This is a genomic window from Chitinophaga skermanii, assembly GCF_003259335.1.
GTDB classification, from domain to species: Bacteria; Bacteroidota; Bacteroidia; order Chitinophagales; family Chitinophagaceae; genus Chitinophaga; species Chitinophaga skermanii.
In genome coordinates, this window is the sequence record NZ_QLLL01000004.1 from 585,657 (window position 1) to 606,611 (window position 20,955).

A 20,955-nucleotide genomic window follows, 5' to 3' on the forward strand; every position below is an offset into this window, starting at 1 on the left:
ATTAGTTTAAAATTTTCCGAATCGTTTCAGCTTTTGCCACAATGCTATCCATGGTGGTATCTGTAATGGTAATATGTCCCACTTTTCTACCTAACCTGTTACCTTTCTTACCGTACCAATGTATATGAGCACCCGGGATGGACAATACCTGTTTAAATTTCTCTTGCCTGTTCGTACTCAAGCCTTCCGTTTCAAGTATGTTCATCATTAATGATGGCAAGTGAAGGGTCGTATCGCCCAACGGTAAGCCCAAAATAGCGCGTAATAATTGTTCGTACTGGGAAGTAGTACTGGCTTCAATGGTGTGGTGACCGCTATTATGTGGTCGTGGTGCCAGTTCATTCACAATTACTTGGTTGTCTTTAGTAACGAACATTTCAACTGCCAAAATACCTACCAACTGTAAAGCATCCGCGATTTTCTCCGCTAACTTTGTCGCTTCTTGTAGGATGTTCGTTTCCAATTGCGCCGGTGCCTCTTGGAATTCAAGTACAAACTTCTCTCCAGAGAAAATCATCTTTACAGCATCATAGCACTTAATCTCGCCATGTTCATTCCTACCAACAATCACCGCAATTTCATGCTTAATATCTACCAACTCTTCCAACACCGATGGTGCATCAAAAGCCTTTTCAATATCAGCAGCCGATTTCAAAACCATTACACCGTAACCATCGTAACCATCGCGACGCTTTTTAAGACAGCCCGGTAATTTATTTTCAAGTTGCAGCAAATCTTCCTTACCATCAACAGCGATCCCCGGTACTACAGGTATGTTATGCGACAATAAGAATTGTTTCTGCGTATACTTATCTTGGATTGTTTTAATGATGCTAGGAGAAGGACACACCTTCACACCTTGTTGTTCGAGCTCGAGTAAAGCATCGATGTTTACCGCTTCCATTTCAATCGTAATCACATCCAGTCCTTTACCAAATGCCAACACATCATCGTATGATTTTGGATCACCAAGGAAAAATGAATTTGTATAACGTGCACAAGGCGCATTCGCGTCTTTGTCCAATACTGAAATACTGAGGCCAAAATCTACAGCATGCCTAATAAGCATACCACCTAATTGACCACCTCCTAATATTCCTACTTTCAAATTTTCGAGCATAAACTATAATTGGGATGCAAAGGTATAAAACTATTGCAAATGATCGTAATACTATTCTCTAAGGTGTTGATTTATTGGGAGATAGGGGGTGGTTAAGTGCCGTATTTATGGGCTTTCAAATCCATTTACCGAGGATTTAGCGTTTTATGGGCGAATTGTTGCATGTGATATTTATGTAATGTTAATGGTGTGGTTTCCGTTAAAATGATTGGAGAAAGAATTACTGCTTGTTTTCAAGATATGATTCCACATGTTATTTTTGTACCATCGGCACCACTGTTAAATCCAATTACGCTTCTAAGCAAACAGTTGTAGTTTATAGATATGAAGTAAATGGGAAACTCTATTAATTGTAACATTTCTCCAAAAGTTCCCAATGGATATTTTCTTGTGAAAAACAATGTGTATCATCCCGATGTTAGCGATATGGATTTCCTGTGTTACGTAACTTCATTGGATAGTATTGAAATCGCTCCAAATGGATGGGAAAAGAACCTGCCTTTATGAAACATGGTTATTTACAGTTTAAAAATGGAAAAATGTAGAGTTTTGATGTAATAAGACATAAACAAAATACTAACTTCTCGTAAACAATGCCACTTATACATGTATTGGCGGCATTGTTTATGATGACCAAATTGCAAAACATAGCCAACTGATATCCGGTATTCCATTTTGGCATTTATTGGTTGCTTTTTCAGAGATTTCCCTAGTGGCTTCAAATTCAAAAAAAGGTGCATAAATATTTTTTTGATTCAATTATTTTTCTACATTTGCATCCCCTGTTTAACCAAACAGTTTTTCAGTTCGGGACGTAGCGCAGCCCGGTAGCGCACTTGCATGGGGTGCAAGGGGTCGCTAGTTCGAATCTAGTCGTCCCGACTAAGTCAACCTTTAACGGTTATAAAAAGCCCGCAGAACGTATGTTTTGCGGGCTTTTTTTGTTTTTACACCATACCAATTTAAACCAATTAATACCAAAATATCCGTGAGACATTCCGTGAGACTTTTTTTTCACGAAATTGTCTCACGGAAATTAATGTAAATGATTGAATGCAAGCTAGTAGTACCGTTTTGTGTTGGTAGCTTTAGATACCGTTTAGTCGAAGAAATACCACTCTGCTGGTAGGACCAAAGTGCGAATGAAACAAACAGTATTAAAAACTATCAAAAGAGTGAAAGTGCGGTTGGGATGACTGAAGGTAAAAATCTATACTTTGACGGACTAATTACCACTTCTAAGAACAGTCATGATTGGGAGGCAATTGGCCAATTGATGAGTGTAGATAAGTCCTTTGGATCATATATGATGAAAAGAAATTCGAAGGCTGCGGAATGGATGAATAAAGCAGGGAGTTTGCAGTTAATGGAAGGGGTATTGCCTACAATGGTTCAAAGTGGTTTAGGCAGCTATGCAGGTTGGCGTGCATCCATAGGCAGGATGAAAACTTTAGGGTCTTATGGACGGATGATGCTATAACCGGCATGTCTGCTAACCTTGAGCCTAAAGTAGGATGGTATGATGAGATTATACCTGGTTCTGATAATGGGATGCATTTTACAATTGGTAAACATAAAATTTCAGCAGAAACATTGTATTCAATGATGCTAAAAGATGGATATATAAATGGAGCCCAAATAAGATTGATGTCATGTAGATCAGGAGCTTTCTCAAATGGAGCGGCGGCTCAGTTGTCAAAATTGACAAATGCAAAAGTGATAGCTCCAACAGGGGATCTAACTATCTTTCCTAAAAACTATAATGGGCTTATGCCAGTAATTGATGGGCAATTTCATATTGGTCGTATGGAAACCTATCCAGTTGGTAAATTTGTACAATTGGGTGAGTAATTAAAAGTTATTAAATATGAAATTTGTAGGAATAATAAAGGAGTATGAATATACAAGCAGTATAAAAATAGGGCGATCGATTGCCGAATTAAGGCAATCAAGCGAGGAGCCAAAATCATTAGTGAAGATTATCAATTATCTTGAAAATGGGGTCATAATAATGCCATTTTCAAGATACGTAAGTGATGAAGAAGGAGGCCCTCAAGTGCCTCTTATTTATTATACCGACGGTCGGTGGATATGGGTGAGTTATTTGACTTTTTTTCTGAAAAAAGGTTATTATTCACTTCTTAGTGAAGAATTTATTAAGTCAATAGGACAAAATAATTTTGTTATCCCTACCTTGGATGATGGAAATAAGGTAGAGGCGATACGATATTATTATAGTATTTATCATCCCGAATTACTAAAAGACGATGATTTAAAAGACTAATGCAGTAAGGATTTATTATATTAAGTGTTATACTGACTTAATATCAGAAAGATAGACCGATCACTTTGAGCGGGGTTTTTATTACTGTGGGCTTAATAAATTGCAATCTCCCGTGTTCCTCGTTGCCTTGCCTCCCTGCAAAATTGTTCCAGGTAAGGTGCGCATGTCTTCACCAAGTCGCCCCGGGTTTCTTCCTCTACCAATGAGCCACCAGCCAGCATTACTTGGGATTGTTACATCTGCAGCCGCGGCAATATCGACACAGTTGTATAATTCCAGGTCATATACACCCTGGTACCCCAGTATAGCATTAATTACATTGTTTAGTTGTTGTGGACTAAGAGAAATAGGTAGTCTAAGGTCGTACTTCTTTAGTTGATCGTTGCCAATGGTTGCCTCTCCTGGTCTAACGCTGAAACACCTCTCTATGGCAGCAGCCCATTAGGAAATAGTAGTGAAATTATTAAGGTAGAGTACCCTAGAGCTAATAATATAATTAATTTTCCTAATTTGGATTATGGTATAACTATAAGCTTTTCAAAAGGTGAGAAAATATATGGATTAAGCAATCATTTTGGAAACGTGCTTAGTGTCATATCAGATCGAAAAAAAGCAATTCTCCAAAATGGTAATTCTATAGTTGATTAATTCGAACCAATAATACATACGAAATGATGATGTATGGTCGGAATTTCGCAGCTAATAAATATAGGTATGGCTGTAATGGGCAATAAAAAAGTGATGAATAAAAGGTGAGGGGAATAGTTTTTCGGCTGAGTATTGGGAATACGATCCACGTTTAGGTAGGAGATGGAACATAGACCCAGTTTATAAATATACAGAGAAAGCAATAAGTGGAGCACTACAAACTGGAGGCGCGTCTAAAATTCCGTTACCTTCAAAACCAACGGAAACTCAGAAAATTTTGAATGGCTATGAGGCAATTGCGGCAAAGGTTCAAAAAGTAATTGGAGGATTATTTTTACAACTTACACCTAAGTTTGGTTTTATGCAAGGACCGGTAATTTATTCTAAAGGAGCAGGTCCTTGTCTTAGTATCATCATGTTGCCGTAGCGAAGGATGGTATAGTTTAAAAGGAATGCCATTAGATGAGTACAAGAAGATATTCGAATATACTGATGATTTATTGTTTGATATTGTGCCAAAAATTACTCTTGAATAAAGTTTATGGATAAGACAGCAAGTATTATTGAATGGTTAAGTATTTTAAAGCGTAGACCTCTTATGATAATTTCTGATAATAGTTTTTGTGCCTTAAAAAGCTATATCGAAGGTTATGTGGATGGATTGGGTCTTGCATATGATATACCTAAATTGACTCTTAAAGTAACTGAGTGGTATCAAAGAAAAACTGCTCAGAAGTCAAATGTATTGTGGGGTAACCAAATTGTCTATTTTAATCCCAATAAGACTGATGAAGAGCTGAAACAAATTTTAGTCGAAACAGCAATTAGTTTTTTTGAAGAAAATCCAGGGTGGCAAAAAATATAGTCTACTTAATACAAAAAACAAAGAATAATAGTTACTAATTTATTAAATTTTAATAATGGAAAAATCCTTTATCATTAGACAACTAGGGGAATTGAATGAAAGACCTCCAGTTTCTTATTTGGTTAGAGAATACTTAGAAGATTTTTTTTTTAGACAAGGTTTTTAAAGAGAAAAAAATTATTGTTGGTGGAAAGTGGAAGGTGCATTATTTTATGCACTTTGCAGAAAAGGGCCCCGGGACACTTTTTGAAGATATTGCACTTGCGAATGGATCAACAACGGTTGCTTCAGAGTCTGTAAAGATTTATGAGTGTATTATTCCTTTCGATTTTATTAGAGATTCAGAAGAACCCCAATTGGAGACAATTGAATTAATGTATAGAGCAATTAAATTATTTGTAACATCAACATACAAAAAAGTAAAGCCTGAATTTATTGATGCATTATGGAGAGAGGTCGATTTAAATTATTTACTTTCATTACCATATCCAGCTCCAATTGAAGAACAGAAGTATTATGATTAATCAGTGAAAAATCAATATTAGTATTTTTATTAAGTATTTTAATGAGTTTAATTTAAAGCCCGCCATTTAATTGGTGGGCTTTTTGTCGATTGATACAACAAAAGAATCTATTTCTATTTTCTTCGCAAGTGCTGCTTTGATAAGCACTAAAAGGGTATGTGCAGAATAAAAATAATCACCTTTATGAAGTGTCGTTTCTACTTTGACTGCCTCGTCTTTTGAAAAAAAGAAAGATAGTTTTAAATTAGCGCACCCGGAAAATACAATAATTAACAAGTCTAATTACAAGGCAATCAGAAATATGTCCGATGAACAATTAATACAAAACGTAATGAAACCTTCTGATGATGAATATATAATGATTAGCACACATAATGGTAGAGCAGTAAACGGAAATACAAGGTTGTATGAATTACAAAGAAGAGGATAGGTATAAATGTTCCATACAAAAGGTATACTCCTGGTAATGGTATGTTCTACGATATGTAAATCAAAACAAAGTTATTATGTTTGAACGTAAACTCTTAGCATTTATCCTGCATTCTACATTGGTGAGGTTCAGGGAGAAAGGAATAGAAATTGATGATAAGCCTTTATTCTGGTTGTCTCATTTACTACATAATGTTCCATATGATTTATTAGATGATGAAAAATCGAAAATTAGCCTAGAGAATTTAGTAGCAGATGTAAATACCTTTAAGTTAGATAGATGGTTTAAGTTGGAAAGAGAGGGGTTTTTAATGGCTAATCCCGAGTATAAAGATAATCCACTTTTTAAATTTGAAGAGAACGAGCCCTAGCATGTATGCTTGTTTAATGATAAAGAAATCTAAACTGAAACAAAGTTGATTCTGCATTTTCATAAAATAGCGCTTACCCGTTTATGAGTAGGCGCTATTCTACTGTGATACCAACTTATTTAATAACGTTATGTCTGCTGTTGATTTTGTCACTTTTTAAGCTCTCTTTAGTAGACTATAGTATCTTCTCGGCAACTAGGTGACCTTAGCGAAAAGGCAATAGTTGCCCTTAGAAAATTTATAAAGCTATAATAATGGAAAAATACTTTAGTATTATACAGCTAGGTAGGTTAAATCTTCGACCTGAAATATCTTATAAGGTAAGAGAGTATTTGGAAAATTTTTTCATAAAGAAAGTGTTTGAAGCAAAGAAAATAATCGTTGGAGGAAAGTGGATGGTTGAATTTTGTATACATTTTTTGCCAAAGGGGCCAGGGACTTTGTTTGAAGATATTGTATTGGCCAAAGGTGCAAGAACAGTTTCTTCAGACTCATTGAAAATATACGAGTGCATTATTCCTTTTGATTTCATTAGAGATGCAGATGATCCTAAATTGGAAACAATTAAGTTAATGTTTAGGGCAATCAAATTATTTGTAACATCTACTTACAAAAAAGTAAAACCAGAAGTTATAGATGAATTGTGGAATGAGATCGATTTGAATTATTTATTATCATTACCATACCCAGCTCCGATTGATGAGCAGAAATATTTTGTCGATGAAATAATGAATAACCAACAATAGGCATTTTGAAGGAAATAATTTAATAAGGTGACTCTAAAAAAAACCGCTGTGAGGCGGGCTTTTTTTCTATTGCGGTACCAGCATATTGCATTCTCCTGTGTTCGCCGTAGCTTTACCAGCTTTTAATGTAACACCTGGCAGATCTCTCATGTCTTCCCCCAACCGGCCAGTGTTTCTGCCGCGTTCTATCAGCCACCATCCAGCATTACTTGGTATCGTGTCCCCGCCGCCGCGGCAATAACGATACAGAAATCGACACAGTTTTATAATGCCAGGTCATATACACCCTGGTGCCCCAGTATAGCATTATTCATATCTCATACGCCTGAAGAACACAATATACTTTCGATTGAAAATTGCGCATGTTTAGAATTCCCTTCTTGGTATTCAACAATTGGACAAACTTCCTAGAAATATTACAATAAGTCGGTATTTTAAATAGCCTGTAGAATTCCTCAGGCTATTTTTACAATTTGCAATCATTGAAACTTTAGGCTAGACATTTTTGACCAATCGGCAACAATTAGAGTCTCTATTCTGATTCAGTCTGTTTGATCTTTTGCAAAAAAATGTAGATATGCATACATTTCATAATTAGCGAGATAACTATTATAGCACTTAGTAAATTTATTAAAGTATAGCAATGGAGAAATATTTTGAAATCTTACTACTAGGAGAACTGAATGAGAGACCGCCAATATCTCACTTAGTGAAGGAGTACTTTGAGAATTTTTTCTTGGAAAAAGTACTAGCTGAAAAAGGAATAATTGTTGGAGGAAAATGGAAAGTAAGCTTAGCTATACATTTTCAGGAAAAAGGACCTATGGCTACTTTTGAAGATATGGCATTTGCGAATGGAGCACGTACAATTGCTTCAGAGTCCATTAAAATGTATAGCGCCGTAATTCATTATAATTTAATAAAGGATGCAGAAAAACCCTATCTGCAAACAATTGAACTAATATATAAAGTTGTAAAAGTGTTTATAACATCAACGTATAAAAAAGTTAAACCAACGTTTATCGATGAATTATGGAACGAAATAGATTTGAATTATCTATTTTCACTACCGTATCCAGCGTCAATTGAAGAGCAAAGGTATTTTCTTGATGAAGTGATGGGAAAACAGGTATGATTTTTTGCATAAAATTACCTGGTGGTTTAATTAAATGGTGCAGAGTAATCAATTTCAAAGAGAGCGCCAGTGGTGAAAACCCGGGTAACCTAAAAACTCCTTCATGCTTTTTGCCAAGCAGTAAAGAGCCTGTTAGGTTTAATCTTTACACAGATTTTATTCCCTTACAAAAAATCGTAACGAACCCTAATTTATCTTTATGACAAATGAATATTATCTACACCTATTTAATGAAAGGTTTCAGCATATAATAGACAATTACGTATTAATCAAAGGGTTTACCAACAGTTTTAATATTATTAATGTCAAAAATCATTCTTTTTTAAAAATTGAGGATGTCGAATTAGCCTCATTTTATATAATGAAACTTATTGAGGCGGGTGTACCTATCTATGAAAGCATAAAAGATATCCCAGGCGTTGAAAAATGGTAATGAAATAGTTTATTGCTAACGAAATATAAAATCTAATCCCAATGGACTACACTTCTTTCATCACGCCGGTTTAAACTTTTCAAATGTCTTTCCATTAAATCTATATACACCATTTTCAGGCGTCCCAAGCCAAAGTTCACCTTTGTTGTCTTTGTAAATACTGAACAGTGGAATGTCTTTTGCGTTATCTTGAACCCTATAGTGTGTTATTTTCTTCCCATCATATTTCCAAACCCCATCACGATAAGTTACAAACCATAGATTGTCATCGTTATCGCGTACCGTTGATAGGTATTCATTTAAACCGCTGGTATTTTTCCCATCTAAATTGCCTATGCTTTCGTGTCTTGTATAAAACTTGTCGCTTTTTAAAGTGGCGCTATCGTAAACACTATAGCGTTTTTCGGTATTGAACCAAAAGTCGCCATTTTTGTCTTCCGTAATTGAACGCACGCCATTCGCGCCTCCATGGCGAAATTCTGTCACATCTTCTTCTATGATCCATTCGAATGATTTTCCATCGTAACGACAAACTCCAACTGGATTTGTGCCAAACCAAATGTTACCTTTTCTATCTTTATAAATGCTATAAACATCAAATGGATGACTAAGTGTAGGAGGCTTAGGAAGCGTCAATTCATAAAGAGTATTTCCATCAAAGCGGTAAACTTTTTGCTTGTTTTGCGTAGGGTTGATTAGCCACACATCATTCGCTTCAAGTTTCCAATCTTTACTTGGGGTGGCTATAATATGGGTAAATGATTTGCCGTCAAACTTTGTTATTGTAGAATGAGGGTTCATACCGGTAAAATATAGGTTACCCATTTTATCTTCTTGTATATCATCAACTCTATCGTTATACAAACCATGCTTTGTTGTGTAATGTATCAAAGTTTTACCATCATATTTGTACACACCTGTTTTCCAACTGCCAAACCAATAAGTATTATTCTTGTCTTGGTAAACCACCCTAATACTGCTGCCAAGTTCGTTTACAGTGTCTCCCAGTACAGGTGTTTCTTTTACAAGGTCAGCATGGTTCTTCAAATTGGTAGACTGCCCATTGCACGAAATCAAAATGGGTATAATACTAAAAATTAAGAGTATTGCTAATTTCATCTTTGTTCGTTTATGGGTGAGTGCTGTCTTTTATGGAGTAGCCGGTAACGCATGTATTGCGTGTAACAAAATAGTATTTATCCTGCATATGTAGTAGCATCGGCGCGATTATTTACCCTTTAGGTTTCCAAAAGCGATTTAAGCATGCTAAAGTATTTGTGATGTAAAAATTGCTGTCACTTTCTTTTATGAGACATAGCCTGCTATATAAAATAGTCCAATGCATAGTTTTCATCGCTTAGGAATATTGCTGGAAAAACAATTACCTGCATTTTACGTATATATTAACGAAGAAGATCTAATTCTTAACAGTATATGCATATACTCATCACAGGCGCAAACGGTTACATAGGGCAGCGACTAGCACCTGTATTAGCAGAACAAGGGCACCGAATTACCTGCTGCGTACGAAGCAAAAAACGCTTCCATACCGATCATTTGCCCGGCAATGTTCAAGTGATAGAAGTCGATTTCTCCGCTAACAATACCGGGGCTAGTTTTCCAAAAGATATAGATGTAGCTTTCTTTTTGATTCACTCCATGAGAGAAGGAACCTCTTTTGAAGCGTTAGAACTACAAGCCGCAAATAATTTCCTGCAACTGGTAGAAACTACCAACTGCCAACAAATCATTTACCTCAGCGGCATCGTCAATGCCGCGCACCTTTCAAAACATTTATCCTCTCGGCTGGCAGTAGAAAAAGCACTACGGGCAGGCAAAATACCCACTACCGTATTACGCGCCGGCATCGTCGTCGGATCAGGCAGCTCCTCCTTCGAAATCATCCGCGACTTGGTAGAAAAACTCCCCGTTATGATCACCCCTAAATGGGTCAATACAAAATGCCAACCCATTGGTATTCGAAATGTAATAGCTTTTCTTACAGGCATCATGCTGAAGCCGGAAACATATCACCAAGACTATGATATCGGGGGCCCGGAAGTGCTTACCTACAAGGAAATGCTATTGCAATTTGCAGAGGTACGTGGCCTGAAAAGATATATTATAACTGTGCCGGTCATGACACCCCGCTTATCCAGCTATTGGTTGTATTTCGTTACCTCCACTTCCTACGAATTAGCTGTAAACCTAGTCAATAGCATGAAAGTAGATGTTGTTTGCCGCCCTAATAACCTGGCCAGCCAACTAAACATTTCTTTGCTTACCTATAAAGAATCTGTAGAACTTGCCTTCCAAAAAATAGAACAACAGGAAGTAATTAGTAGCTGGAAAGATGCCTTCAGTGCATCCAACGCCAATCCGCAAATGATAGGCAATATTGAAGTGCCCGTATTTGGCTGTTTTAAAGACATTAAACGTCGTGTTATTCAGCATAACGAAGAGGAAGTATTACAAAGAATCTGGAGTATTGGCGGCGAAACGGGTTGGTATTATGGCAATAGGCTCTGGAAAATACGCGGGTTCATGGACAAGGCTTTTGGTGGAGTAGGCCTGAGAAGAGGCAGAACCCATAAGTCCAGTATCTCCAGCGGTGATGCGCTCGATTTCTGGCGCGTAATTGTAGCCGATAAAACCAATAAACGACTATTACTATTTGCAGAAATGAAATTGCCCGGCGAAGCCTGGTTAGAGTTCAAGATAAACGAAGGAGAACTAATTCAAACAGCCACGTTCCGACCCAAAGGCTTACTAGGACGATTATACTGGTATAGCGTGCTACCATTCCACTATTTTATCTTTAATGGAATGATCGATGCATTGTTGGGTAATCATACATCTACAACAAGTAATTAATACCTCTTACATTAAAATCAATGAAGCTGCCACTATATGGTACAGGCTGTTCCATGTAATCCCTTGTATCTTCCATTTCACCTCCCCAATTCCTCTAACACCTCCATCGCTCTCACTGCATCCTCCTGCGCTACAAAAATATGATCATGGTAATACCCCGCCACTACATTACAACTAATCCCATGTTTCGCTAATGCACTGGAAAAAGCCGCCGTTAACCCAACCGCTGCTAAAGAGGAATGTACCGTTAGTGTAATCCATGCCGCTACATACCCATAAGGCAATTCCAATCGATCGGCCACTGCTTGCTGCAGCACCAACGTAGTACCTTCTTGCTCCTTAAAACTGAAAAGTATCTCGTTAAAATCAACCGGCAGGGTAGGTAGATCCACTGTACAGAATACATAAGCGCCTTCATGCAATACCGGCTGCATGGTTTTTAATAATGTCGATAGTTGCGTTTCTCCATTCATAGTTTATGCCTTTCACCAAAAATAGCTATTAACTAGGGGCTAAGAAACCGTTTTGCAATTTTTTATCATTTGATAAAAATCAAGCCCTGGCAACAACTAATACCGAATGGTTATCTTTGAATAACAAGCAAATGAATGCACATGACAGGATCGAAACTTATTGAACGCTTAGCGAGAAAAGAAGATATAGAGAAAATTATAGAGATGCTGGCCGACGACCCTTTAGGGGCTACTAGGGAAAAGGTTACGCCTATCGTAGGCGAAAAATATATCCAGGCATTCGAACGTATTCAGCAAAACCCATTTGCAGAATTAACTGTTGTTGAATTAGCAGGTGAAATTATCGGCACCTTCCATCTCAATTTTCTACAATTCCTCACATACGAGGGTGGCCTACGAGCACAAATTGAAGCAGTACGGGTGGCGACACCTTATAGGGGAAAGGGCATTGGCACAGCGATGTTTCATTATGCAATAGCCCGCGCCAAAGAAAAAGGTTGCCATATGTTGCAATTAACAACCAATAAAAAACGCCCCGGCGCTCTGAAGTTTTACGAATCTTTAGGCTTCGTTGATAGTCATATTGGGTTAAAACTGCTGTTGGATAAACATTAAATGGACTTACGCACTATGTAAACACTGAGCCACCCAAGCAAACAATTTGAACCATACAGGCAAGTACCCACATCCGCATTTATCCCACCTTTGTATCCACATTAAATCAAAAAGCAATGACAACAATTAGTAAGTTCGCTTTAGGTACAAACGGTCCACTGGTTTCAAAACTAGGTTTAGGTTGTATGCGCATGTCGCCACTGTATGGCGCCCCAGCACGCGATGAACAAGAAAGTATTGCCACCATTCACGAGGCACTCGACAATGGCATTAATTTCCTTAATACCGGCGATTTCTACGGAAATGGGCATAATGAAATGCTCATAGGAAAGGCTTTAAAGGGTAGAAGAGACCAAGCTTTTATCAGTGTGAAGTTTGGCGCTATTTTCGATGGCGGTAAGCCAATCGGCTTAGAGTTACGCCCCAAATCTATCCGCAACTTTATCAATTACTCATTAGTTCGCTTGCAAACCGATGTAATTGATCTTTACCAACCCTGCAGGCTCGATAATAGCGTACCTACAGAAGAAATCATCGGTACAGTCGCCGACCTCATCAAAGAAGGAAAAGTGCGCTACTTAGGTGTATCTGAAATTACCCCGGCCCAATTACGCCAAGTTCATAACATCTATCCCGTATCTGCCTTAGAAATTGGTTACTCGCTGGCTGATCGACAAATTGAACACGATTTACTCCCAACCGCCAAAGAACTAGGCATTGGTGTAGTAGCTTTTGCTAATACAGCCGAAGGTTTGCTAACAGGCGATTTAAAGGCTCCTTTACCTGCGAATGCCTACCAAAACCATTTCTCCCGCTTCCTCGGCGAAAACCTCGTAAAGAACCTCGAAAAGGTAGAAGTGTTAAAGCAAATGGCCCACGATAAAGGGTATACACCTACACAATTGGCCATTGCTTGGGTAAACGTCCAAGGTAACGATATCATGCCTTTAGTAAGTATGAGCTCACGCAATAGGCTGCCCGAAAATATGGATGCTATGGCCATTACCTTCACCGCCCAAGAGCTGGAAACGCTAAACACTACTTTCGCACCCGGCGCTATCGTTGGCGGCACGTATCTTCAACGTTAATCATGCTTCCAGTTTTGTAACTTTAGCATATGTTGCAACCCACTACAATACTGCCCGGTGTTATTTTCTTTTCTTATTACTCAACAATGAGAAAGGAAAAGGTAGCCTTTATGGAAGATAATACACTCGTATACCAAGCACTCGGGCATTTTACTTTAAAAACAGCGCATCAACAAATAGAAACGGAAGCGGGTAACCTCATCTTAATCCGTAAAAATCAATTAGGCGAACTCACCAAGGTACCTACAGATGGAATCGGGTACCAAACCATTGTGATCCGCCTAAAAGAAGACCTACTCCGGCAAATTGCATTGGAAGAACAGCTCGATATAAAAGAAAAGTATACCGGCGAAGGCGCCATGCTTATCAAAGGCAACGATTTTATGCATGCTTTCTTTCAATCGCTATTGCCCTATGTTCGTAACCCGGAAAAGAAAATCACGACTTCTATCGGGATGCTAAAGGTGAAAGAAGCGGTTTATCTACTGTTGGATATGTTGCCGGAATTGAAAACTTTCTTGTTCGACTTCTCCGAACCACATAAAATTGATTTAGAGAAGTTCATGGTAACCAATTATCATTACAACATCCCCGTAGAACAATTCGCCCGCCTCACCGGGAGAAGCCTAGCCGGGTTTAAACGCGATTTCCAAAAAATATTCGGTATGCCACCCAGGCAGTGGCTACTCGAACGCAGGCTCATCGAAGCAAAACATCTCATCGGTAAAAACCTGAAACCTTCTTCGATTTACCTCGAATTGGGTTTCGAAAGCCTCTCGCATTTCTCTCATGCTTTTAAGAAAAAGTATGGCAGTGCCCCCACAGAATGGCTACCACAAAGTTGAACATACAGTATACAGTTTCATTCATCTATACACATCAAGGGTGCAAATGCGTCCTTGATGTGTATCTTTCCTATACAACCATACTTCCCGCTCGATAAATAAGTAGTTTAAACAATCTGGTAAAAGTTGTTGTTAATACCCCCAGGTTCGTTACCCAATATCTCAAAAAGAAAATTACCATTACTTGTAGCACACATCTCATGTATGTGTCATAACGCTTTATGTAGTACTTCAACATCGATGTTCAAACCTCGTAATCATTTCATTTTTCACTTCTCAAAAATTAATACACTTATGGAACAACCTCCAGTACAATCTGCAGCCATTACTTACTCCGATGCCATTACTGCGGCTGAACTAGTTGCAATAGCAGTAGGCATTAACAAACGGGCAACGGAAAATAATGCACCCAATCCTAATCCTTCCAAAGAAGCATATCAAAATATATGCGACGACGATGATTATGCACTATTGGTAGACCGCGGATTCCTTAGCAAGTTCAAAATACTGTACAACATACAGGTAAAAGAAATGGACAACTTAACGCCCATCTTTTCTTATTTTGGATTTATTGCCCAGCATAAAATGTCGAAATATGTAGTCATAGCCATTAGAGGTACGCAAGACAAATTTGAAACCCATAAAGATGAAGAAAGTGCCCCCGTAACATTCAAAGAGTATACGAACATAACAGCACGCGTACCCAAAGGCTTCTATAAAATTTTTGAAAATGCCCGGGTGATCACCTTGCCCGACGGTACCAACAACGAAATACATATCCCTCTCAGCGAATTTGCAGCTAATATTGATAAACACATCAATGTATCCACCGCGCAAATAACAGTCATGGGACATAGCCTAGGTGCTGCCGTAGCAACCTATTTTGCTGCCACCGCAACAGCCAATCGCACGCTAGCAAATAAGTTAAGCCTTTACCTTTGCACGCTTGCATCGCCCATGCCCGGCGACGCGAATTTTGTTTCCACCTTTAACAAAAATATCACAGGCAGCGCTCGTATCTTTAATGTAGAAGACGATGTGCCTAATTACCCAGTACACAAAGAAAATGGCGAAAATATCTACCAACACGTTGCCGGTGGCATGGCCATTGATTCTACAAACGATGAGCATGTAAATCATAATCCCAAAACAGGATTCGCCTGCGCACACCAACTCCCTGTTTATAAATACCTACTAGAAAAAATAGAGGGTAATGAAGATGCTAATATCATTAGCGCCGGGGATGATGCAAGATGTAGAGTGATGCCTAAATAATACCAAAGAAATAAGACTGGAAGTACTCACCTCCAGTCTTATTTATCTCATAGAAAATTTATAGAACGAACGCTATGAAACATAAGCCCATGTATGTAAATTGCATACAAAGCAGGTGCAGTTTTGCCATCATATAGGTTTTCCATCAATACGCCATTGGCAGAAGTAAGCATGTATTGATGACCAATCATTTATCATAACAGGGCCAAAAATACCACGCAATACACCTCATGTAACGCCCATGTAATCTCCCTATTGCCGCCATGTAATTCCCATGTAATCGCCATGTAATTCACTTATAATTCCCTTTGTTTCAATATATTAATCACTATCATTTACTTGGTGTGCTAGTACGTGTACATATTACTTCTCTATATGGCTATAGTATTGGTGTACAGCGGTTAGCAATTTTGTCAGGATGTACATTTTAGGCCCCAAATTTGGGGGTATTATTATGATAATTTTATTATTTCATCCACTTAATTTTCATCCAAATGGGAAAAGTTATACCCTTGTACAGTAAGCACTTAGAACAAGTGTCTTTCTACAAAACCACCAATGGCTTCATAGCCACTACACCCAATAAGAAAGTCAACAAATGGGCAGGCGAGCAGTACGATGCCATCCGTGCGCATCGTAAAGAATTTGGTAAAGCTGCACAAGTGGCCGCCGATATTCGTGTAGCATTTGCAGATATCATGGCCCACATACCCAGCCCTTCTATGTATCGTAGGCTCTCTTCTCGCTTATTACAAGTACTTAAAAGTGATATTACTAATATCCGGGGTGAACGTACCGTAGAGGAGGGTGATGTACTGATGATGAAGGGGTTTGAATTCAATCAATCTACTGCTTTTAACCGCGCTTGTAGGGCTCGTTACGATGTAATGATAGATAGGGTTTCGGGGGAAGGAAAAGTAACAATCCCTGCTTTCAAACCTACTCAAAAACTGCATGCTCCCAAGTCTGCCACGCATTGTAAATTAGTTGCAACACTCCATGCTATTAATTTCGATAGCAACGACGTAGATAGTATACCGCTATCCACCGATGCTTTACCATTGAACAAACACCAATTTGAAGATATTACCTTCAACTTCAATTTTACACCGAACGACCCACGCCACTTGTTCGTTTCCGTAGGCATCGTGTTTATAGAAATGATCAACAACCGCGAATACAAAATTATGGCAGGTAAATTCAATGCCATGGCCGTTGTAGCTGTATTCCCCAAGCCTGTTGCAACAGCAATTGTTACGACAATAGCAAAAGAAAAGCCGCAAATTACCAAGCATCCAATCGCGCAACCTGCACAAAGAAAAATACGTACCCCGCGCATGATAAAGCGTGCAAGGTATCTTCAACAAGCCTATCATCCATTGGAATAGCCAACATAATTAACACGAATACTGCTGAAACATCTTACATGTGTGTACATGAACTACACATACCGGCAAACAATTGCCTTGCAGGCAAGAAAAGAAGTGTATATCAAATAAAAACCCCGACTCTACAAGTAGAAACGGGGAATTATTCATCTATATGATCGAATTAATTAATCAACTTACTATTAATCACCTTGGCCACCTGCTCCTTGTAAGTAGGCCCAATAACCACGAGGTTACCATTCGTTAACAATACTGAGCCTCCTTTCGTACCACTAATATGCTTAATGGCTACAATGCTCGACTTCTGTATGCGAAGGAAATCTCTCGCCGGTAATCGCTGCTCCAAATCCTTTAAGTTCAGCAAGGTAATCGTTTGTGTAGTACCATGATAAATCGTTACGTAATTGCGCGCGCCTTCTACATGAATAATGTCGGCGATGTTGATTCTTTCTAAATGACCTTTGGTACCTGTTTTAACAAAGAAATGATCATCTACGCTTGTTGGAAATTGCTCTTTATACTTGCTGATGGCTTGTAAGAACCGTTCATAACTAATAGGCTTCACGAGGTAATCCACGATGTTTAATTCAAATGCTTTCACCGCGTAATTGGTATGTGCTGTAGTGAAGATTACAGCGGTTTTACCCAGTTGTTTCTCCGCTACCTCGAGGCCGTTCATCAATGGCATTTCTATATCACAAAGCAACAAGTCTACATCGTGCAGCATACAATATTGTATGGCCTGCCTACTATCGGTAAAAGTTGCCAATAACGATAGGGTAGGTGTCATATCAATATAATACTTCAGCACGTCGATCGCTGCCGCTTCATCATCTACTACGAGTACTTTAATGGCCATCTTGTAAGGTAATCAAAAGTTTAATATAATAATGATCAGTGCCGTTGTTGATTTGTAAGTCGTAACCATGGCCATATGCAGCCGTTAGCCTGCCGCGTAGGTTGATGATCCCCACTTGGGTACTTTCTTTCAACGCATGACTGGGTTTCTTTTTATTCTCGCAACTGAACAGCAACTGTTCGCCCGTTACCTGTAACTTAATTTGAATGGGCTGTGCCGGGTCGGATGCATCTGCATGTTTAATCGCATTCTCTACAATGGTAAACAAGGCAAACGGAATAATTCTTAACTGCCCAGTATGGCCCGTTTGTTCAAACTTCACATGAAAGGTAGCGCCAAACCGGAGGCTGCTCATGCGCAAATATTTCTCGATATAACTCAATTCATCTTTCAACAACACCATCCCATTCTCTTCCATATCCGGGTTATGAAATGCATATTTCATAATTTCAGATAACACCATAATACCCTCCGATAAATCTTTCGAATGTGGCAGCGACTTCGCATACAAGTAGTTTAAAGAGTTGTACAAGAAGTGCGGGTTCACCTGCGCCTTCAATAAGTCCATTTCCGCTTTCCCCTTTTCTAAGGCTAACTTCGTATTCTGCAACTCCAATTCGCGGTTCCTCGACGATATATCATTCGTAATCGCCACTTTCACGATAATAACACTGGCAACAGCCAGTACCGCACCCCCCATTAATAACTCCGGCGAATAGGCAATAAAATGCTGCCACATGAATTGGAAGGTCTCGCGGTAGAAGAAATAATTTATCAAACTATCCAACAACACCATGATCACCAACCAAGGAAACAAAACCTTCACAAAGGTGAATAGTTTCGCTTTTTGTACCGTTAATTGGTACACCACGTTGAATACAAGAAAAGCTAACAACGAAACGAGCACCAGCGACAGTACCTGCTGCACAAGATATAGCCAACTAAACTGCCATTTAAGATAAAAGGCCCGTTGTGCTTTATCGGGTAAGGAGTTTATTTCGTAAAAGGTTTTCGCATTAATAACCAATAGAAGAACGCCCAGCCCGGCACATACCTTCCAGTAACTGATCCTCGGTTTGTTGAAACTGCTTTTCAGCGTGGTTATAAAAGTCATCATTTGCTAGTCTTGAACCATTCTATAGCAGCTAATATACAGCTGTCCTTGGTTTTATCTTCAAAGTTAAAGCCTTTTGTGATGAATACATCTGGTTGTACATCCACAGGGTATTTCCTTCCTAAACCATCCTCGGCCCATGCGGTCGACAAGCTAAGTACAAGGTCTTTACGTAAAAAGATACTTTCGTTCCCTGTAATTTGTCCCCTTGTTGGTGTGCCAAAGAATTTATAACGAGGAACGGTTTTCAGTGCAATCGCCACGTGTTCTCCTGCACTTGTGGTATAACCATTTATAAGTACTGCTACGGGTAACTTTTTAGGTACTGTAGGTACATTCGTTAGGCGCGTCATTTGCAAAGTGTCGTAAAACAAGCTGCCATTCTTTAAAACCATGGCATCTTTAGAGGCATTGTAATTTGAGAAGGCGAAACAAGTACCCGCCGGTAATAAGGCTGCCAGTCCTCCCACAAGTGCGGGGGAACTACCACCTCCATTCAAACGCAGATCAACTATTAATCCTTTCAATGGTTGCTTTAATAAAGTACTCAACGAATCGGCAATAGATTGCGCAATACCATTAATTTGCTGAATAGCAGCGTTCATATCTTCGGTAGGCTCAACCCCTGCTACAGGGATATTTATATACCCATAATTCCCTTTCAGTAGCACTGTATGTAAACTGCCTAATCCCTTGTAAGCAGCTTTTAACGTAACGGAATCGATCTTTTTGCGCACATAAGCATAGGCATCGGGGTTGCCGGAGTATTGACCTTTATAGGCAATACTACTATGCATGTCGCCAAGCGATTGTAGTAGTTTATTTACGGCTGGGATAAACGCTTCTATGCTATCAGCTTTCGTATCATCAATTTGCTTGTAAACAACCGGTTTAATCGAATCCCAGTTGACGGTGTTGGCATAAACGGATTTCGTTTGAATGAGGGTGAATACAGAGTCGAATAGTTTGTGTTGCGCCTGTAACCCGGTAGCTGTTGTAATAAATGCTAAGCTTAAAAGTAATTTCTTCATGTATGAATAGTTTATGCAGCGAAACTAGGGGCCGCCGTGAAGTGCATAAACTTTTTTACACCAAGTGAAGGATACCCGGTACGAAAATAGGGGCGAGTGCCATGAAGGACTAGCAAATCATTAATAACCGCTTTTCTCCAGAACTTTCATGGGGCGCACGGTGCACACAAGGGGGTACTTTACTGCCGGGATGATCAACTGCCAGTCGCCATAAATTACCTTGCCCTAGGTTAATGGGAATAGCACCGGGATTGGCTTGGTAATGTAAATCGAAGAAGTTGTCGCTTAGGAACGATGCAAAGTCTTCTGCAGCTCCTTCGTAAAGCTCCATCAATGCTGCCCGTATGGAGGGAATGGTTATTTTCTGTTGAACTTGCGAATTGGGTAAGATATCACTGGCGTCGCCATGGTAAGTACATAAGATGGTGTCGGTAGGAATAGGGGAGCGATCTACATGGTACGAGTATACATCTGTAGGGAAAAAAGGAACAATATCATCGCGGTCGTAATAACTAATTACATTCAACACCGGCGATGCCCCGTGATCTTTCAGTAATTGGAAATCTTGTAAAAGTATTGCCCGGGCAAGCTGTCCCTCCTTTGTCAAGTCAAGCGCACATAGCTCGTCTAAGTCAACAACCGTTACATTTTCAGTTAACGTTATCTTATGAACAATCTCCGCAAAATCGCCCACGAGTGTTCTTTCCCAGCACATGGCATTCACCCTTCCTTGGAAAGGGGTCGACACCAGTTCTTGGAAACTGTTTACACATTGAATTTGTTGCTCGGCATGCGTGAGATCAATCATAAAGGCAAATGTAAGTATAAAATCCATTTG

The 20,955-nt window shown here is 39.0% G+C and carries 21 protein-coding genes and 1 tRNA gene; 15 read left to right on the top strand and 7 right to left on the bottom strand.

Going from position 1 to position 20,955, the window contains the following annotated elements; all coding sequences use genetic code 11:
• Position 1 precedes the first annotated feature (1 nt).
• On the bottom strand, positions 2-1,120 hold the full coding sequence (locus LX64_RS13055; protein ID WP_111598088.1) for a 5-(carboxyamino)imidazole ribonucleotide synthase: 1,119 nt from the start codon (positions 1,118-1,120) through the stop codon (positions 2-4).
• 808 nt (positions 1,121-1,928) lie between these two features.
• On the opposite strand from LX64_RS13055, the gene LX64_RS13060 reads away from it, so the two are divergent.
• The 9 genes from LX64_RS13060 to LX64_RS13105 all read left to right on the top strand — a co-directional run bounded on the left by LX64_RS13060 (position 1,929) and on the right by LX64_RS13105 (position 8,122).
• Positions 1,929-2,002 (top strand) — tRNA-Pro (locus LX64_RS13060).
• A gap of 424 nt (positions 2,003-2,426) precedes the next feature.
• Entirely contained in the window at positions 2,427-2,600 is a 174-nt protein-coding gene (locus LX64_RS26040) for a hypothetical protein (RefSeq protein WP_158538610.1), read from the top strand.
• 5 nt (positions 2,601-2,605) lie between these two features.
• A complete protein-coding gene (locus LX64_RS13070; RefSeq protein ID WP_111598090.1) occupies positions 2,606-2,971 on the top strand; it encodes a hypothetical protein in 366 nt (121 codons plus the stop codon).
• Between the two features lie 16 nt (positions 2,972-2,987).
• Positions 2,988-3,404, top strand: a complete 417-nt coding sequence (locus LX64_RS13075) for a hypothetical protein (RefSeq protein WP_111598091.1) — start codon at positions 2,988-2,990, stop codon at positions 3,402-3,404.
• 1,189 nt (positions 3,405-4,593) lie between these two features.
• The gene (locus tag LX64_RS13080; RefSeq protein ID WP_111598092.1) at positions 4,594-4,917 is read left to right on the top strand and encodes a hypothetical protein; all 324 of its coding nucleotides are present in this window, start codon (positions 4,594-4,596) and stop codon (positions 4,915-4,917) included.
• A 212-nt stretch (positions 4,918-5,129) separates the two neighbouring features.
• Positions 5,130-5,441, top strand: coding sequence for a hypothetical protein (locus LX64_RS13085; protein WP_111598093.1), 312 nt, complete (start codon positions 5,130-5,132; stop codon positions 5,439-5,441).
• 506 nt (positions 5,442-5,947) lie between these two features.
• Complete coding sequence (locus LX64_RS13095) at positions 5,948-6,241, top strand: hypothetical protein (protein ID WP_111598095.1); 294 nt, start codon at positions 5,948-5,950, stop codon at positions 6,239-6,241.
• 254 nt (positions 6,242-6,495) lie between these two features.
• A complete protein-coding gene (locus tag LX64_RS13100) occupies positions 6,496-6,987 on the top strand; it encodes a hypothetical protein (protein ID WP_111598096.1) in 492 nt (163 codons plus the stop codon).
• A 643-nt stretch (positions 6,988-7,630) separates the two neighbouring features.
• A complete protein-coding gene (locus tag LX64_RS13105) occupies positions 7,631-8,122 on the top strand; it encodes a hypothetical protein (protein WP_111598097.1) in 492 nt (163 codons plus the stop codon).
• A gap of 493 nt (positions 8,123-8,615) precedes the next feature.
• Here the strand turns inward: LX64_RS13105 and LX64_RS13120 are convergent, their stop codons facing one another.
• Positions 8,616-9,674: a ligand-binding sensor domain-containing protein gene (locus LX64_RS13120; RefSeq protein WP_111598100.1), complete on the bottom strand. Its 1,059-nt coding sequence runs from the start codon at positions 9,672-9,674 to the stop codon at positions 8,616-8,618.
• Positions 9,675-9,989: 315 nt separating this feature from the next.
• On the opposite strand from LX64_RS13120, the gene LX64_RS13125 reads away from it, so the two are divergent.
• Positions 9,990-11,429 (top strand): SDR family oxidoreductase, encoded by a 1,440-nt coding sequence (locus LX64_RS13125; protein ID WP_111598101.1) that lies wholly within the window; start codon positions 9,990-9,992, stop codon positions 11,427-11,429.
• A 77-nt stretch (positions 11,430-11,506) separates the two neighbouring features.
• On the opposite strand, the gene LX64_RS13130 is transcribed toward LX64_RS13125, so the two are convergent.
• Positions 11,507-11,902 carry an ACT domain-containing protein gene (locus LX64_RS13130; protein WP_111598102.1) on the bottom strand — a complete coding sequence of 132 codons (396 nt, stop codon included), beginning with the start codon at positions 11,900-11,902 and terminating at the stop codon, positions 11,507-11,509.
• A 141-nt stretch (positions 11,903-12,043) separates the two neighbouring features.
• On the opposite strand from LX64_RS13130, the gene LX64_RS13135 reads away from it, so the two are divergent.
• The 5 genes from LX64_RS13135 (at position 12,044) to LX64_RS13155 (ending at position 17,113) form a co-directional block, all read left to right on the top strand.
• Positions 12,044-12,517: a GNAT family N-acetyltransferase gene (locus tag LX64_RS13135; RefSeq protein ID WP_111598103.1), complete on the top strand. Its 474-nt coding sequence runs from the start codon at positions 12,044-12,046 to the stop codon at positions 12,515-12,517.
• Between the two features lie 116 nt (positions 12,518-12,633).
• Positions 12,634-13,605 carry an aldo/keto reductase gene (locus LX64_RS13140; RefSeq protein ID WP_111598104.1) on the top strand — a complete coding sequence of 324 codons (972 nt, stop codon included), beginning with the start codon at positions 12,634-12,636 and terminating at the stop codon, positions 13,603-13,605.
• A gap of 86 nt (positions 13,606-13,691) precedes the next feature.
• The gene (locus LX64_RS13145; RefSeq protein WP_245952643.1) at positions 13,692-14,450 is read left to right on the top strand and encodes a helix-turn-helix domain-containing protein; all 759 of its coding nucleotides are present in this window, start codon (positions 13,692-13,694) and stop codon (positions 14,448-14,450) included.
• A gap of 294 nt (positions 14,451-14,744) precedes the next feature.
• Complete coding sequence (locus LX64_RS13150) at positions 14,745-15,725, top strand: lipase family protein (RefSeq protein WP_158538611.1); 981 nt, start codon at positions 14,745-14,747, stop codon at positions 15,723-15,725.
• Between the two features lie 494 nt (positions 15,726-16,219).
• Positions 16,220-17,113, top strand: a complete 894-nt coding sequence (locus tag LX64_RS13155; protein ID WP_111598107.1) for a hypothetical protein — start codon at positions 16,220-16,222, stop codon at positions 17,111-17,113.
• A gap of 163 nt (positions 17,114-17,276) precedes the next feature.
• On the opposite strand, the gene LX64_RS13160 is transcribed toward LX64_RS13155, so the two are convergent.
• From LX64_RS13160 to LX64_RS13175, 4 genes are all read right to left on the bottom strand, one after another.
• Positions 17,277-17,972: a LytR/AlgR family response regulator transcription factor gene (locus LX64_RS13160; protein WP_111598108.1), complete on the bottom strand. Its 696-nt coding sequence runs from the start codon at positions 17,970-17,972 to the stop codon at positions 17,277-17,279.
• Complete coding sequence (locus LX64_RS13165) at positions 17,962-19,089, bottom strand: sensor histidine kinase (protein ID WP_111598109.1); 1,128 nt, start codon at positions 19,087-19,089, stop codon at positions 17,962-17,964. The genes LX64_RS13160 and LX64_RS13165 overlap by 11 nt, the downstream gene beginning before the upstream one ends.
• The gene (locus LX64_RS13170) at positions 19,086-20,117 is read right to left on the bottom strand and encodes a S41 family peptidase (RefSeq protein ID WP_111598110.1); all 1,032 of its coding nucleotides are present in this window, start codon (positions 20,115-20,117) and stop codon (positions 19,086-19,088) included. Before LX64_RS13170 ends, LX64_RS13165 begins: the two co-directional genes overlap by 4 nt.
• Positions 20,118-20,226: 109 nt before the next feature.
• Complete coding sequence (locus tag LX64_RS13175) at positions 20,227-20,925, bottom strand: DUF1826 domain-containing protein (RefSeq protein WP_111598163.1); 699 nt, start codon at positions 20,923-20,925, stop codon at positions 20,227-20,229.
• Positions 20,926-20,955 lie beyond the last annotated feature (30 nt).